Below are 14,975 nucleotides of genomic sequence, written 5' to 3' on the forward strand. Positions count from 1 at the left end.
TGAAAACTTAGACTTGGACTCTTTTGTAGTAGTGTGGCAAGGCTAAAATAGTTTTTGAAGCTAAAGGTTCATAGTCGTCTTTAGCTTCAAAAATAAAGCATAAATTTAATGTCTTGCCACGCTACTAGGGTGCATTAACCTGGGTCTTGAGTTAATTAAGTAATCAAACAAACCTGATATTAAAAATTATGAATTAATAATGATTTGTTGATAATTTATCCAAGCTTCCCAAAAAATATAAATTGATAGTATTCCTAAGAAGATGCGAAGCACTAAGCTTACAGTATAATCAGGTAGTTTTGGCAATGTGCGAGTACTCATTTGAACACCTAAAAGACCGCCGCATCCCAAAACTATACCTTGAGCAAACAGAATATTGCCTTCTAATGTATGTCCTGTGCAGGCAGCTAAAGCAGTGATGACAATCACGCCCAAACTAGTTTGAATTGCTACTTTAATTTCTTCTCCCAGTAGCAGCATTTGTAGCGGAACCATAATCGTACCGCCACCTAAGCCGAATAAACCTGCTAAAATTCCTGCTGCTCCCCCAGTGCCAATTTTAGAAACTAAGGGATTAAATACTGGGGCTGTATCTTCTTTTTCCTGCAAGGACAGTTGCTTGCGAAGCTCAATCAGATAGATGTTAGTAAGTAGTATGATGCCAAATGTAAAAAGTATTATATAAGATGGAATTTTATTGGCGAAATATACACCTATTCCAGTTGTTAGAAAAGCTGGAATTCCTAAATAAATTACTCGTTTAAAGTCAAAGTAGCCCATCCACCAATTTTGCAAACTTCCAGAAATTGAAGTAATTACAATAGCAAGGCTACTAGTAGCGATCGCTTGAACGGGAGTATAACCTAATGTGACTAAAAGAGGAATTGTGATAATACCGCCACCTATTCCTAAAAGTCCAGCTATGACTCCAGATATTAAACCTCCACTCACTAAAATCAACCAACTAAAATCAATCATAAATAATTATTTTTCTAGAGAACTGATTGTACTGAGTGGGCATTGGGCATGGGGCATTGGGCATAGATTATTCTTCTTGTACCCCTGATCTCCCTTATTTTTCTCATGCTTGTACTGTCACCGGATGGCTAACAACGCCTCCGTAGAGCAATCCAGAGTCATTCCACGGAATTGTACTCGGTTGTGTATTACCTAAATTGTCAGTAGCACGAGCCTGGAGAAAATATTCTCCAGGAAGTGGGTTCCATTCAATATCCCAGCGTACCCACGCAAATGGAAAATTTGGTTCTCTCAGTCGTGCAAATTGCCAAGTTTTGCCACCATCTAGACTGACTTCCACACGCACAATTTTTCCTTTCCCAGACCAAGAACGTCCGCGTAGTAAGTGGGTTTTAGCAGAAAGAGTCGCTGGCCAAGCCAACTCGAAAGCGCTCTTAACATTTTGATAGGTAATCAGCTTACCTTTATATGGTGCGATCGCTGGGTAGTCTGCACCAACTAGCACCATCTGCTCCGTTACCCACTGGGTATATATCGGTGTTTCAGAAACCTCAATCCGCTCAATCCATTTAACGTTGGCGTTTCCTCCCCAACCAGGGAATAAAACACGGCAAGGTTGACCATGATCTGGAGGTAATGGTTCTCCATTCATTGCGTAGACGACGAGCGAGTTATCTGCTAATGCTTTGCTAATTGGAACTACACTACTGAACTTGGATTTATTTGTTTCCTTTGAATCCAGCGAATCCACATCTGCACCCTCAACGAGTACATCTTTTGCTGTGGATTTCAGTCCAGCTCGTTCTAATAACATACCAAGTGGTACACCAGTCCACTCAGCCACACCAATAGCCCCAAGTCTCCACCGTGTTCCAGGGAGTGGTGTATTGTAAGCTTCTTCAAAGAAACGCCGACCATTAGCAGCACACTCAATGGCACAAGTGACTGAGATGGATGGCATGGCGATGATTTGATCGTAAGTAAACTCACTAGGGGCAGAAACGCCAGTTCCATGAATTTGCAAACGCCATGTAGATGGGTCAAAGGTCGGTGGTGCGCTGCGGTTGTGAACATAGAACCAATCATTTGGTACTAAATAACCACGCCCATACATCGCTTCCCAGTTCATCTCTAATGTGCCTTTGCTATGAGAGATATATCCTGGTGGCAATGGCTTAAGTATTTTGCTGCCTTTAGTTTTAATAGCTGCCTGACTGTGAGCAGGCGCAGGTTTAGCTAATCCCCCGATGGCTGTGGCGCCAACCATAGTAGCTAGTATTTTCAGAAAGCGCTGGCGCGAAATACCTGCATCTGTACTTTTTTGCCAGATGCACTGTTCAACCCGTGCCTGTAAATAGTCCTCTTGGTCAAAGAGGTTTTCATCGCTCAAGCTATTACCCCCTTGTAATTTATAATTCGTAATTCGTAATGACGCGACGCTCCTGCGTCGCTAACGCTTCACTATCGTGGACTCGCTACCGCTACGCTAACGTAATTCGTAATTTAAGATACACAGAATAAGGCTTGATGAAGAAGCAGGGGGAGCAGTGAGAAATAAGCAATGCTCAATGCCCCATCCTCTATGTCCTGAAAAAACTAGCTGTTTATCGCTGTCCAAACACCGGTTATCGGATCTTGTGTGTAGTTGGGCAAATAGTGAGACAATCCGTTTTTAGCTATTTGAGCGATCGCATTTATAAAGCGATCGCAATCTTCTAATGTATTATATACAGCAAAGCTGGCTCGGATAATACTAGGAATGTTCCGTGTAATTCCTCTATCTACTTCTTGAGCAATTTCGTTGTCTTGCTCGTCTGAAATATTCTTGAGTTTGCGAATGTATTCATAAGTGCAGAAAGCCCCAGCCCGAACGCCAATACCGTATTCTTGTGCCAGAATTTCTGCTACTAAGCGTCCGTCAAATCCATCAATATCAAAGGGAATAACATGGGCTAAATTATCTCCGGGAATATGTATTTTGACATCAGGAATCAGCCCAAGCCGTGTATATGTAAATTCAACTAGAGAGTGTTCATACTGAGCAATGCGCGAGCGTCCTACTGCTTCGATAATTTCAATCGCTTTGGCAATAGCGATCGCACCCATTGCGTTTGGTGTTCCAGGATCGTGGGCCCGTTCTGTATAAAAACGCTTAATCTCTAAGTTTCTGGTGATATAAGGCAGGTTTCCACCCCCAATTTGATAAGGGTAGGAGCTATCAAAAAATTCCTTTGGCCCTAGCAAAACCCCGGTTCCATAAGGGGCATACATCTTATGTCCAGAGAAAGCCACAAAATCTAAATGACATGGATCGTCATCAGCACGCATATCGACTCGTTCATGCTGAATTAACTGACACACGTCGGCAAAAATCTTCGCACCATACCGATGTGCTAAAGCTGCAATTTCGTAAATCGGTGGTCTATAACCTGTAATTGTCGAAGCACCTGTAATAGTTACTAACTTAATTTGCTCGGCTTCGGGGAGATTTTGATGTGCCTTGAAAATATCTTCAATTTCTGCAATACTTACACTTCCATCTGGTTGCGTTCTGTACTGCACAACTTCGTCTCTAGTAATCCAAGGCAGTAGGTTAGATGAATGCTCAATATCAGAAACTAAGATTTTGCCAGGTTTTTTTGCCCAAAGTGTGGCGGCTCCATTAATTGCTTCTGTTGTATTCTTCGCAAAGATTACATAGTTGTCTGAAGATGACCCGACAAAATCCCGAATGATGTTTCGACTGGCGTCATATTCTCGTGTAGTGATGATGGATTTTTGCCCAGAACCTCGATGTACGCTGCCATAGGTGTCAAGCATTTCGTCCACATACTGCTTGAGGGTTGCAAAGGGTGTGGTTGTAGCTCCATTATCCAAGTTCACGTACTTGACATAGTTTCCGTTAAGAGTTTTCACCTTGAAAGATAGAGACTCATCTGTAAATAACGGTCTGATTTCTTTGTCCCAAAAGCTGTCACAATTTTCTACAAACAGCGGTAATTTAGCAGTCTCTTGCTTGATATTTGCGCTCATTGCAAGTATATCAGTCATCTTTAGCACCCCGATTTTAAATTTTGATTTTTTTGAAAAAGCCTAACTGCTGCAACACTTTATTTCGCGCTACAACCAGATTAATTTTCAGTAATTATGGTCTTTATAATTACTTGATTTCTAGTAGAAACCGCGGTTATTACAATTATTCTTTAATAAAATAATTAAAAATAGTATCCGTATTAATGCTCAAATTAAATATTTTTATTGTAAATTAATATACAGTGTATATAATATTATTAAGTAATAAAGTATACTTTAAGCGATTTTATTCCAGTCATTAAGCAAACTTGACGTATTGAAGATAAGTCGATCGAAAAGCTTATAACTAATAAAACCTGCAATTCCTTACTGGCAAGGTATTTATCCAGAAAAAAGCCCTGACTAAGTTGAGATTACTCTTTAAAAAAGTTTTATATTTTACTTAAACGAATTGTTACGTCTTTATTAAGACTTTATAAGTATTTACTCGTATTGAACAGGATCTCTTAAGATTGCAGTTATAGCGAAAGCTCTTAGTTGTTTGCTGACATTAAATAGCGATCGCTTCGGATGAGAGAATTATCATTGAAGAGTAGATACTTGTACGGACATCATCTAAGTACTCAATCAGGAATTACAAAATGTATTTCAGGAGAAACTCATAATTTATATCTTAAGAAAGATGCGATATTAAAAAATAAAGTATATTTAAGGCAATTTTTCATGTAAAAAACTTCATCAGCCAGCCAATACAGTTTAATTTTTAATGTATCGGGTTTCTCCTCTCTTTTGCCTATCTTCAAAGGCGGCCAGAGTTCCCCTTCCACCTCTTCTTGACGGGGCAGAGCATCATAATGTTATAACGGCATCAGTCTAGATACAAAATGGGGAACACCAATTGATGATTAATTGCTGGTGCTTGGAGAGAGTTAAACTTAGCTTCTAGAGCAAACCCTGATTAGACACAGTTGATAAGCAATGCTAATGCCAGCACTGCTGAATATTTTTAAGCAGGTGAGTCAAGAGTGATGAATGAAGCTGACACCTCAAACAAGGGGGCTGTGATGGAATCCCTAAATTCTGCTAATTCGCCACAATCAGAGCAGGCGAATTGTCCCTTTTACTCAGTTGTGCCTAATGACAATATGACAGTTAAAAAACTGCCACTCCTCATGCCAGCTGAAGATACACAATTTTTACAAGATACCACCCAGCAGGACTGGGTTGCAGAGCCTGAAAGCGGCAAACAAGCACTTATTGACTCGGAATTTCAGAAATTGCTGGCATTGAACGAAGAATTACGTACGGCTAACAATAAATTGTATGAACAAGTGGAGCAGCTAAAAGACAATCTAGCTGAGTCAGAAAAGGTTTTGCAGTGGCAGAAAACGCGCTCCAGCGTTAGTGAGTCGATGCTCAACCAACACACTCAGGAACTAGCTGCGGCTCAAGAACAGATAAAATCTTTATTTCAACAATTAGAAACTGCTGTACAGACTGTTCAACGTCAGGAAATTTTTACCGATACTTATAAAGCACAGCTACAAATTAGCCAACAACGCCTAGCCCAGTTAGAGCGAGAATGTACGTTGCTACACACTAATAACAACGAACAATCTCAGCAGTTATTGCAATCAGAAAATGTTTGTCGGGAGTTACGTACTAGACTGATGCGACAACAACGCCAGACGCTGCAATTCAAAGCAGCTTTGGAAAAATGTCTAGATACATCCGTTCCTAACTATGACTCCTTAGAAGATGCTGCAAAACATCCTAAAGACATAACTACTAGCCAAGGAAGATTTTCTAGAAAAGCTCGGTCTTTATTTCCTAACGCCCAGCCAATTCAACCTTGGTCAGCAGAAGAAGAATCATTAAGTAACGATTTTGATAATTCTTGGGGTGAACCCTCAGCACCAATCCCATTCCAAAGAAATGAAGCTCCTGCGACACCGCCATCATCTCCTTGGAATTGGACAGTTAAGAAAGACACGCCAACACCAACACAATCCGCGCCATCTCCAAAAATTGATGATTCTCCAGATACAAGTGAAGCGGTTTCACCTTCAGGTTCATCAAATTTAGATCGGCAATTAGATAGTTTAATCCAAATGTTTTTCACCTCCCAGCCTGCATCTACATCACCACCACCTGCTGCGAAAACGGATGTTAGTGATGTGCCTATTTGGGAGACTTTAGCAACAATCTTAGAAGACGATGAGGAACTAGAAAATCCACAGGAAGAAGATTTGAAGGCAGAAATTAATCCTTCTGCAACTACCTCTACTTCTTGGACGACGGATTCTGTGCTTTCACCAGCCAATAACTTACTGCTTTCCTCTAATCCATCTCACACCGAAACGTCTGTTGGAGAAACTGAAGACTACTGGTCAGAAGTTTCCCAATTGTCAGCAAGTGATTTGTCCTCAGAGTCATTAGGTGATAACACCAATGATGACAATTCACCTTCACCAGTAGTTTATCCCCAGCGTCCACCCAAGGGGCGTAAGTCATTGGCATCTGTAGAACTGCCGAATTTTCGTCCCAAGAGTTAGGAGAGACGCGATTAATCGCGTCTGTACAAGTGATTAATGCCCAATGCCCAATGCCCCATTCCTAATTCAGAATCCTTGCTTCTGACTTGGGAATTATGTCCTCTGGGTTGGATTTTGCCACCTGACTTGGCGATCGCGGTTTGCCTGTGGCGATCGCATAATTAATTGCCAACAGCCACAGCCACAAGCCTGGATTCCGGGGTTCTAGCCAAAAACCTACCCGATTTAAGAAGTGCGAGAACCACGGACTTAATAAAGCACTAACCAGGGCATGACGACCGAAGTTGAAATAACTACCAAGCCATCGCCCTAAATCTCTAGGCCCAGCAAGTTCCCAAATCCATAAAAGCAAGGCAGGATTTTTCCTAGCTGCTTTCAGTGCTAAACGGTTAAAGGTTAACCAATCACAGCGATCTTTGATGAAGTTATCTGCTACCTCTGGCGGTTCGTCTGCTAACAGTCCAAAGAAGGTGTTGAGCATAGAGTTAATCCGCTGGGGTGGTAAAAATTTCCCTGTAGGAACCATCATCCCTTTGGAAAATAGCCAAGTCACGGAAACGTTGCTTTGGTAGGCGCGAATTTGGTTCAAGTGGCAAAAACTCAACAAGTCATGTTTGAGAGCAGCATCCAACAGCGTTGTTAAGCGCTCTAGGTTGCGAACTAGGGAACCAAAACCGGTGAAAACAAGGGGAGATTGGAGTGATGCAGCATCGCCGATCGCCATCAATCGATCGAAGGCAACTGTGCGATCGCGACTTCCCACACTAAAATGCCCTGGTATATATCCAAATGTCGGCTTTTTCCACACCAATTTGTCCATATCGCACCTGCGATACTCTGGCAAAATTGTGAAAAAGTCTTCGTACATGTCCAGCAAAGAACCGGGATTTTCAGCATTGACTTCGTGGTAATGAAATAAATAAATCGTCAGTTCCTCATCTGCTGCGGGAAACAATTCCCAAATCAACTGCCTTCCTCGCGAAATATCCCCATGACTGTAAAGAACGTCTCCATATTGGGAATCCCATACTCCCGGCTCGAATCCGCTCTCAATTGCCGCTCCCACTGTCGGACAGACACTATCAAAGGCACGACCACCGTTTAATTGCCAAGCGATGGGGGACGCAGTTCCCATTGCATCTATTAGCAGTCGTCCAGTTACTTGCTTCTCAATCTGACTGGGCAAGTGCTTGACTTGCAAAACTACCTGTGATATATCAATATCTGCACGGATAAATTCTGTTTCATCCCAAATTTCACCGCCTGCCGCTTGCAGTTTTTGCCCACACATTTGGAGCCATTTATCGGAATCCAAGCCTAAATTTAGGACTGTGGGTGTGTGGAGGACAGGCGATCGCAGTTTGGCTGGATTATTAGCATCAAAAAACTTATTGAATCCGTCTTTGTACTCCCTGGCAATGATGGTTTCTAACTCAGCGGGGGTGACTAAACCCAAGTTAACCAAGCTTTGAATCTCGTCGCGCGAAATATTCCATTCTCGGTTCATCCGCCCAAAGGGCATTCGTTCCACCAGCAAGACTTTATATCCGAGTTTTGCCATCAATGCTGCATGGATTGCACCGAGTGCGCCACCGATATAAATAATATCGTACTGAGCATTAGTAATTAGGGATTGGGTATCGGAATTACCTTTTCCCCTGTCCCCTGTTCCCTGTCCCGTGTCCCCTTGATTGGAAAACACCACTTGACGCGGCTGCTGCGGATTTCGCACCCCTTCGCGCCATCGTTTTTCCCACCAATAGGCACGAGTTAGGTCATATTCACCGTTGGGCATTTTCTGAAAATACTTGACGGTAAGGGGGTAAGTAGAACCTAGTGCGGCAAATATTGATTGCTGGGATAAATCAATTGCTGGCGGTTCTGGGTAATGATGCGGAAAACGGCTTCTGATTTCCTTGGTCAAGCGTTGCAGAATTTTTCCTTCACTAGGAAAAGGTTGTTCTGCCCAGCGAAACACTTTCAGATAGGTAGTTCGTTGTACCGACCAGACAAATATTGAAAGTTCTGTAGGCAAGTTTTCGGAAAGACTCACTCCCGCAGGTGCAGTAGCACTGGGTATTTTAAGGCGAAAGCCTTCCGAAGTAAGCACTTTTTCTCCATTTCCAGGTTCAAAATCTGTTTGTAACCAACTACGCACAGTTTCTGTTTCTGGAGTTGGAACTTCTAAATAAAGGATTTCTTTCATGTTTTCCTGACATCTCCCATCAATCTACTCACTTAGACAGATTTTCTTAAGGCATAAAGTAAAGTAAACTCCGCCCTATTAGTTTCATAAAGATTCAGTGAAGAAATTTTAAGAGTTTGTCAAATTTATTGTTCATTTTGTATTTCTGTAAACCCACGCCATGAATTATCCCATTCCAGACAGTCCCCAAGAAATTATTGACCTACGACAACAGCCAATTGACGAAGAACTAGTTGCCAGTGCGATCGCTGGAGTAATTAAAATTGTCCGCGCTCAGGGTCAATCTTTGGAAGAATTAACCGCTCAGTTGTTAGCAGACGATCCGCTGCTGGATCGGGAACAACGTCGCTGGTTAAGCCAATTAGTTGCCCAATGCTGGGAAAAGTTCTCCTAAAACCTTGGATAAGATGAAGTTTTGGTCGCAGCATTAGATTTCTGGGTCTGCACCTAAATATTGGCGATGCCTGCGGCGGGCTGCGCCTATGCATTTTCAGTATTGTAGTAATAATAATGACCAGTATGGCATTGTCAATTGGGTTGCTATTTTTGCGTTCATGGCACAGAAGCTACTAAATGAACCATATCAGCGTTTTACGTTGCTTATGAATTTTACAATGTTCTGAAACAGAAAGACCTTTGGCGCAAAATAGAGGTCTTTTTTTTGCGATCGATCTTCATACTGTTTGAACAACGCCTCGGCAGATAATTTTGTTGAGCGATCGCTAACTAAGTAAAAATAAATACATTTGCAAGCGTTGACAAAGAATAATCGTAGTCAGCGGCTCTAGCCATTTAAAATCTTATGCAGAGCGATAAATCGCTCACTACGAACAAAAGTTTTATTTTAGATTTAATTATGTCTACCGACTTATCCACTGACGATCGCTTTCAACCGATCAATCTTTTTGAGTACGAAAAGCTAGCAAAAGAATATCTATCTCAAACGACACTTGATTACTATAGCAGTGGTGCCTGGGACGAAATCACATTACGAGATAATCGTGCTGCCTTTGAGCGAGTCAAGCTGCGACCTCGGATATTAGTCGATGTGAGCGATCGTAATTTAAGTACCTCCATTTTAGGACAACCCCTGCAATTACCTTTGTTAATTGCACCGATGGCTTTTCAATGTCTAGCCCATCCAGATGGAGAAATTGCCACCGCCCTAGCTGCTGCATCAGCTGGTGTGGGTATGGTGTTAAGTACAATGGCAACAAAAAGCATTGAAGAAGTGGCGACTGCATGTAATCAGTTTCCAGATTCTCTGCGGTGGTTCCAGCTTTACATCCATAAAGACCGGGGATTAACTCGTGCTTTGGTAGAAAAAGCCTATAAAGCAGGCTACAAAGCACTTTGTCTTACTGTGGATGCACCCGTTCTCGGACAGCGCGAGAGAGATAGACGTAATGAATTTGCCTTACCTCATGACTTACATCTGGCTAATCTTGCTAGTATCTCAGGACTAGACATTTCCCATGAAAAAGGTGAGTCTGGATTATTTACCTACTTTGCTCAACAACTAAACCCAGCAGTCACTTGGGACGATTTGGAATGGTTGCAGTCTTTATCTGGACTACCTTTAGTTATCAAAGGAGTTTTACGCCCAGATGATGCTGTGCGGGCTGTAGAATATGGAGCTAAAGCAATTGTTGTTTCCAATCATGGTGGTAGACAACTCGATGGTGCGATCGCTTCTTTAGATGCCCTCGCTGAAATAGTAGCCGCAGTGGATGGTAAGGTAGAAGTAGTGTTGGATGGCGGCATTCGTAGAGGCACAGACATTCTCAAAGCTCTGGCATTAGGAGCAAAAGCAGTACTAATCGGACGACCTATTTTGTGGGGACTAGCGATAGCAGGGCAAATCGGCGTTTCTCATGTCATCTCACTCCTACAAGATGAGTTAAATGTGGCAATGGCACTTAGCGGCTGCGCCAAAATGCAGGATATTGACCCTAGTTTATTGACCCTGCCACGTTTTTAGTCGGAGAACTGTTAGAAATGTGATTCCAGCAAAACTTTGAGAAATAATTTTCAGACTTGTTACAAAATCTCTTAATTAGAGTATACTAGTTAAGGTTAGATACAAGGGCGGGTGGCGGAATTGGTAGACGCACCACACTCAAAATGTGGCGGCCTTACGGTCATAGGAGTTCGATTCTCCTCCTGCCCACTACCAAGCAAGTGATAAAGAGGTTAAAAACTTATGCGCCTAAAAAGATGGGAATCTCCCCGTAAAGAAGGCAGAAATGATAAAGGTAGAGGCGGTTCTGCTAGGAAGCGTCAACTAAAAAAACAAAGGCAAATGTTACGCCAAAGACTTAAAGAAAGTAACAAGCAAGACTTTAACAAAAACGATAGACCAGGGAAAGATAAATTTATCTTTCCCTTATTTTTTGGGCTTTTATTTCAGAAAAAAAGAAAATTTAGAGATTTTTCAATACAGACACTACATTAAAAAATCTGTAATCAGTTTGGAAATTATAATAAAAAATTATATTCATTAAAATATACTAAATTAATTCAACTTCTTAAGCGCATATTGACGTATAAAACCCGCTGATTAAGTGGTTAGCATTTTACATCTATACTTAAGTTGTCAAGTAGTATATACTACTTTAAAACTCAGCTTTTCTTTAGGAATTTATCGCAATTATAATGCTTAGATGAACTAACCAAAAATTAATTATGAAGGAAGTATGAATTTTGTCAAGCAGTGTCTAAAATCCTTAACATAAAACAGTAAGCTAGGACACAACAGTAAATAATTGTAGTATTACCGATTAAGCCAAAAGTATACTAAAAAGGCAATTGCACCTCCACGTGTTAACTTCCAACAATCACACAAGCCGACAAAAAGTTAGGAGTTATCCAATCCAAATATTAAATCGTTGGGATTGGTCTAGGTAATCTATGAATTGTTTTCTTGGATACAGGAGTTATTGATGGTGGCAAGAGTGCTTCTACCTACTAAAAAAGTGCTTGATTTTCCTATTACTGCTTTACGGTTTGACGAGCAGATACAAACAGTAGTGAAGTGGGCGAGTAGGCGTGAGAGTAAAACTGTATATGTAGCCAATGTACACATGCTCATTGAAGCCCATTGGAATCCAGAGTTTGCCACCGTATTGCGAAATGCAGATATAGTTACTCCTGATGGTATGCCTCTGGTATGGATGATGCGAAAAATGGGAGCGCTTTACCAAGACCGTGTAGCAGGGATGGATATTTTTCTTGCATTGTGCGAGCTAACTCAAACACACAATCTGAGCATTTTCTTTGTAGGTTCCCAAACAGAAATTCTGTCTAGGATGCAAAACAGGTTAGAGAAGGAATTTCCACAGATAAAGATTGCGGCAATGGAACCTCTACCCTTTCGTCCCCTAACTGAAATTGAAGACGAAGCCTTGGTTCAAAAGATTAACTCTAGTGGTGCTAGCGCTGTCTTAGTGTCTTTGGGATGTCCCAAACAAGAAAATTGGATAGCTCAACATAAGGGCAAAATACAAGCTGTAATGATTGGACTGGGTGGAGTTTTCCCTGTTTATGCCGGAATTCATAAGCGCGCACCCCGCATGGTTCGAGACTTAGGACTTGAATGGCTATATCGATGGATTCAAGAACCGCGCCGACTTTGCGGCCGCTATGCTAAGACTATTCCACTCTTTATATGGTTGGCTACTAAGCAACTACTGTCATCAAGTCGGATTGCAGGGGTCTTCCTTCACGAGACTGGAGACTAAAGAAAAAGAAATAGGTTAAGACCAGACTCAAAGCGGCTCATCATCAAAAGAACCAGACTTTAGATGCTCAAGAAAAAATCTTCTGCTTGAAGCACGAAGATTCAACGGTTCACCTGAAAGTGATGAAAGAATTCAAGTACAAGGATTCCCACCAATCATTATCCTGCTGTAAAAACCCATTATCTGAAATCAACTATTAAAGTACTTGACATTAACCCAGGACGAAGTGTTATATTAACCGTAGTGAAATTGTTGGGGCGTCGCCAAGTGGTAAGGCAGCGGGTTTTGGTCTCGCCATCCCTGGGTTCGAATCCTAGCGCCCCAGTTAACCAAAAGACAGGCATAATAGCCTGTTTTTTAGAGTATTTAATTGAATTTTTAAGATGTATCTCAATGCATCTAATTCTGTAAATGTTACTTATCAGGGGATTTGAGAGCTTGATCTAGGGTCTGCCTAGCTAGTTCTGCTTTAGCTCGCGCTTCTTGGTAACGCACATTAGCTTGAGCAAAGTTTTTGAGAACTTTAAAACCTTCCTTGAGTCGAGTCATTTCCTCTTCTGTCACCGAGTCATCGGTAAATAGAATATCAACAGCTTTACGAATTTCCAACGCTTCAGATCGTGACTCCTGAACTTTCAGTTTGAGCGTAGCCAGGTTACTCAGAATCTGAACAGCTTGTGTAATCGTATCCTCACCATTAGCAGTATCAATAGTTGACTCTTTTACCTCAATTAATTGTTGAGGGCCAAATCCTTCTTCCAGTTCCGTGGGTAGCTTACCTGCATCCATCAGTTCCATTAGCTGATCCATTGCTTTATCACGGGCTTTGGCTGAATCTTTTCCAGAAACAGTAAGGATAATTTCTGGGCTTTGAGCGAGAGTGTATTGAACCATATTTGAGCAGAAAATTTGCTGATTTAACCAAGCTGAGGCAAGTAATTATATCATTTTGCGTGTCCGATCGTTTGTTGATTGTCTAGTCAATTAAAGAGTTGAAGACCGAACGTCAACACTTTGAATTTTGAATTGTTACCTCTACCCAAGCTAAGTCGCTCAAAATAAAACTTTATACTTAAGAAAAGGAATAATTTTCAATAGGAGGGGAGAGCAATGGCTCCCAGTCCCACCATCATGCAGGCTGTGGAACAACTGGGCTACCGTGTCACCGTTGGTGATGTCGCAACTCAGGCAGGATTGAACGTCGCTGAAGCTAATCAAAGCTTGTTAGCTCTGGCATCTGATGCTGGCGGGCATTTACAGGTAGCGGATTCAGGTGATATAGTTTTCCTTTTTCCACAAAATTTTCGAGCAATTTTGCGTAATAAATACTTCCGGCTACGATTGCAGGAATGGTGGAAAAAAGTCTGGAGTGTTCTGTTTTACCTGATTCGCATTTCTTTTGGAATTTTCTTAACTGTTTCCATCGCCCTGATAACTGTTACCATCTTCATTATCATTACCTCTATCAATTCAGACCGTGACGGCGACAATCGAGGCAGTAATTCCGGCGGTGGAGGCTTCTTCTATTTTCCAAATTTATTTTGGTATCTTAGCCCAAATTATGACACCCACTACCAAGAACGACGACGTGAAAGCCGGGAAGAAAGCAATCTGAATTTCTTTGAAGCTGTGTTTTCGTTTTTATTTGGCGATGGTAATCCTAACGCAAATTTAGAAGAACGTCGCTGGCAAGAGATTGCTACGGTGATTCGGAGTAACCGTGGTGCAGTGGTAGCAGAACAAATTACCCCATATTTGGATGACCTTGGCGAAGGATACACAAGAGAGTACGAAGATTATATGCTGCCCGTTCTAACGCGGTTTAATGGGCAACCGGGAGTAAGCCCAGAAGGGCAAATGGTTTATTATTTCCCAGAGTTGCAGGTGAGTGCAGTTAAAAAGCGCCGTCATGCAATATCAGATCGTTTAGAGGAATTTCCTTGGCGTTTTAGCGCCGCAAGTTCCGGGCAAATTATGCTGAGTGCTGGGTTAGGGATACTAAATTTTGTTGGTGCTTTAGTACTGGGAAGTTTATTGAGAGATGGAACTGTTGCCGTCCAATTAGGTGGACTGGTAGCTTTTGTACAAGGAATTTATTGGCTGCTATTGGCTTACGGAGTAGGTTTTTTAGGTATACCGTTATTGCGTTATTTCTGGATTGGGTGGCGTAATCGCAAAATAGGCGATCGCAACCGCGATCGCCTTTCCAGAGCAAGATTATTGGCAAGTCCTGATGCACTTTTGCAACAAAAAATCAACTATGCTCAACAATTTGCAACAGAAAAAGTCATTGGCAACGAAGATTTAGTGTATTCTAGCGAAACCGACTTACTCGACCAAGAAGTTGAGCGTTCTGCACAAATTGACGCTGAGTGGCAACGGCGCTTAGAACGTGGGAGTGGGGAATAAGAAGCAGAGGGGCAGGGGGGCAGAGGAGCAGGGGGAGAAGAATTAATAATCAGT

At 41.8% G+C, this 14,975-nt stretch carries 11 protein-coding genes and 2 tRNA genes; 8 read left to right on the top strand and 5 right to left on the bottom strand.

What is annotated here, in order from left to right; translation table 11 throughout:
- Window positions 1-186: 186 nt before the first annotated feature.
- From NSTC731_RS15780 to NSTC731_RS15790, 3 genes are all read right to left on the bottom strand, one after another.
- Window positions 187-978, bottom strand: coding sequence for a sulfite exporter TauE/SafE family protein (locus tag NSTC731_RS15780; RefSeq protein ID WP_445631607.1), 792 nt, complete (start codon window positions 976-978; stop codon window positions 187-189).
- A 103-nt stretch (window positions 979-1,081) separates the two neighbouring features.
- Complete coding sequence (locus NSTC731_RS15785; protein WP_445631608.1) at window positions 1,082-2,368, bottom strand: sulfite oxidase; 1,287 nt, start codon at window positions 2,366-2,368, stop codon at window positions 1,082-1,084.
- 206 nt (window positions 2,369-2,574) lie between these two features.
- Entirely contained in the window at window positions 2,575-4,029 is a 1,455-nt protein-coding gene (locus tag NSTC731_RS15790) for an aminotransferase class V-fold PLP-dependent enzyme (protein ID WP_445631609.1), read from the bottom strand.
- Between the two features lie 1,010 nt (window positions 4,030-5,039).
- Between NSTC731_RS15790 and NSTC731_RS15795 the strand changes: the two genes are divergently transcribed.
- On the top strand, window positions 5,040-6,566 hold the full coding sequence (locus tag NSTC731_RS15795; protein ID WP_445631610.1) for a hypothetical protein: 1,527 nt from the start codon (window positions 5,040-5,042) through the stop codon (window positions 6,564-6,566).
- 61 nt (window positions 6,567-6,627) lie between these two features.
- On the opposite strand, the gene NSTC731_RS15800 is transcribed toward NSTC731_RS15795, so the two are convergent.
- Complete coding sequence (locus NSTC731_RS15800; protein ID WP_445631611.1) at window positions 6,628-8,772, bottom strand: NAD(P)/FAD-dependent oxidoreductase; 2,145 nt, start codon at window positions 8,770-8,772, stop codon at window positions 6,628-6,630.
- Between the two features lie 160 nt (window positions 8,773-8,932).
- Between NSTC731_RS15800 and NSTC731_RS15805 the strand changes: the two genes are divergently transcribed.
- The 6 genes from NSTC731_RS15805 to NSTC731_RS15830 all read left to right on the top strand — a co-directional run bounded on the left by NSTC731_RS15805 (window position 8,933) and on the right by NSTC731_RS15830 (window position 12,837).
- On the top strand, window positions 8,933-9,166 hold the full coding sequence (locus NSTC731_RS15805) for a hypothetical protein (protein ID WP_445631612.1): 234 nt from the start codon (window positions 8,933-8,935) through the stop codon (window positions 9,164-9,166).
- Between the two features lie 462 nt (window positions 9,167-9,628).
- The gene (locus NSTC731_RS15810; protein WP_445631613.1) at window positions 9,629-10,753 is read left to right on the top strand and encodes an alpha-hydroxy acid oxidase; all 1,125 of its coding nucleotides are present in this window, start codon (window positions 9,629-9,631) and stop codon (window positions 10,751-10,753) included.
- Between the two features lie 105 nt (window positions 10,754-10,858).
- Window positions 10,859-10,942 (top strand) — tRNA-Leu (locus NSTC731_RS15815).
- A 33-nt stretch (window positions 10,943-10,975) separates the two neighbouring features.
- Window positions 10,976-11,227: a hypothetical protein gene (locus tag NSTC731_RS15820; RefSeq protein WP_445631614.1), complete on the top strand. Its 252-nt coding sequence runs from the start codon at window positions 10,976-10,978 to the stop codon at window positions 11,225-11,227.
- 487 nt (window positions 11,228-11,714) lie between these two features.
- The gene (locus NSTC731_RS15825; protein ID WP_445631615.1) at window positions 11,715-12,512 is read left to right on the top strand and encodes a WecB/TagA/CpsF family glycosyltransferase; all 798 of its coding nucleotides are present in this window, start codon (window positions 11,715-11,717) and stop codon (window positions 12,510-12,512) included.
- 253 nt (window positions 12,513-12,765) lie between these two features.
- Window positions 12,766-12,837, top strand: a tRNA-Gln gene (locus NSTC731_RS15830).
- Between the two features lie 89 nt (window positions 12,838-12,926).
- Here the strand turns inward: NSTC731_RS15830 and NSTC731_RS15835 are convergent.
- Window positions 12,927-13,406: a hypothetical protein gene (locus NSTC731_RS15835; protein ID WP_322711566.1), complete on the bottom strand. Its 480-nt coding sequence runs from the start codon at window positions 13,404-13,406 to the stop codon at window positions 12,927-12,929.
- 216 nt (window positions 13,407-13,622) lie between these two features.
- Here NSTC731_RS15835 and NSTC731_RS15840 point away from each other — a divergent pair, with 216 nt between their 5' ends.
- Complete coding sequence (locus tag NSTC731_RS15840) at window positions 13,623-14,921, top strand: hypothetical protein (RefSeq protein WP_445631616.1); 1,299 nt, start codon at window positions 13,623-13,625, stop codon at window positions 14,919-14,921.
- Window positions 14,922-14,975: the final 54 nt, after the last annotated feature.

It is taken from the genome of Nostoc sp. DSM 114167, assembly GCF_052692655.1.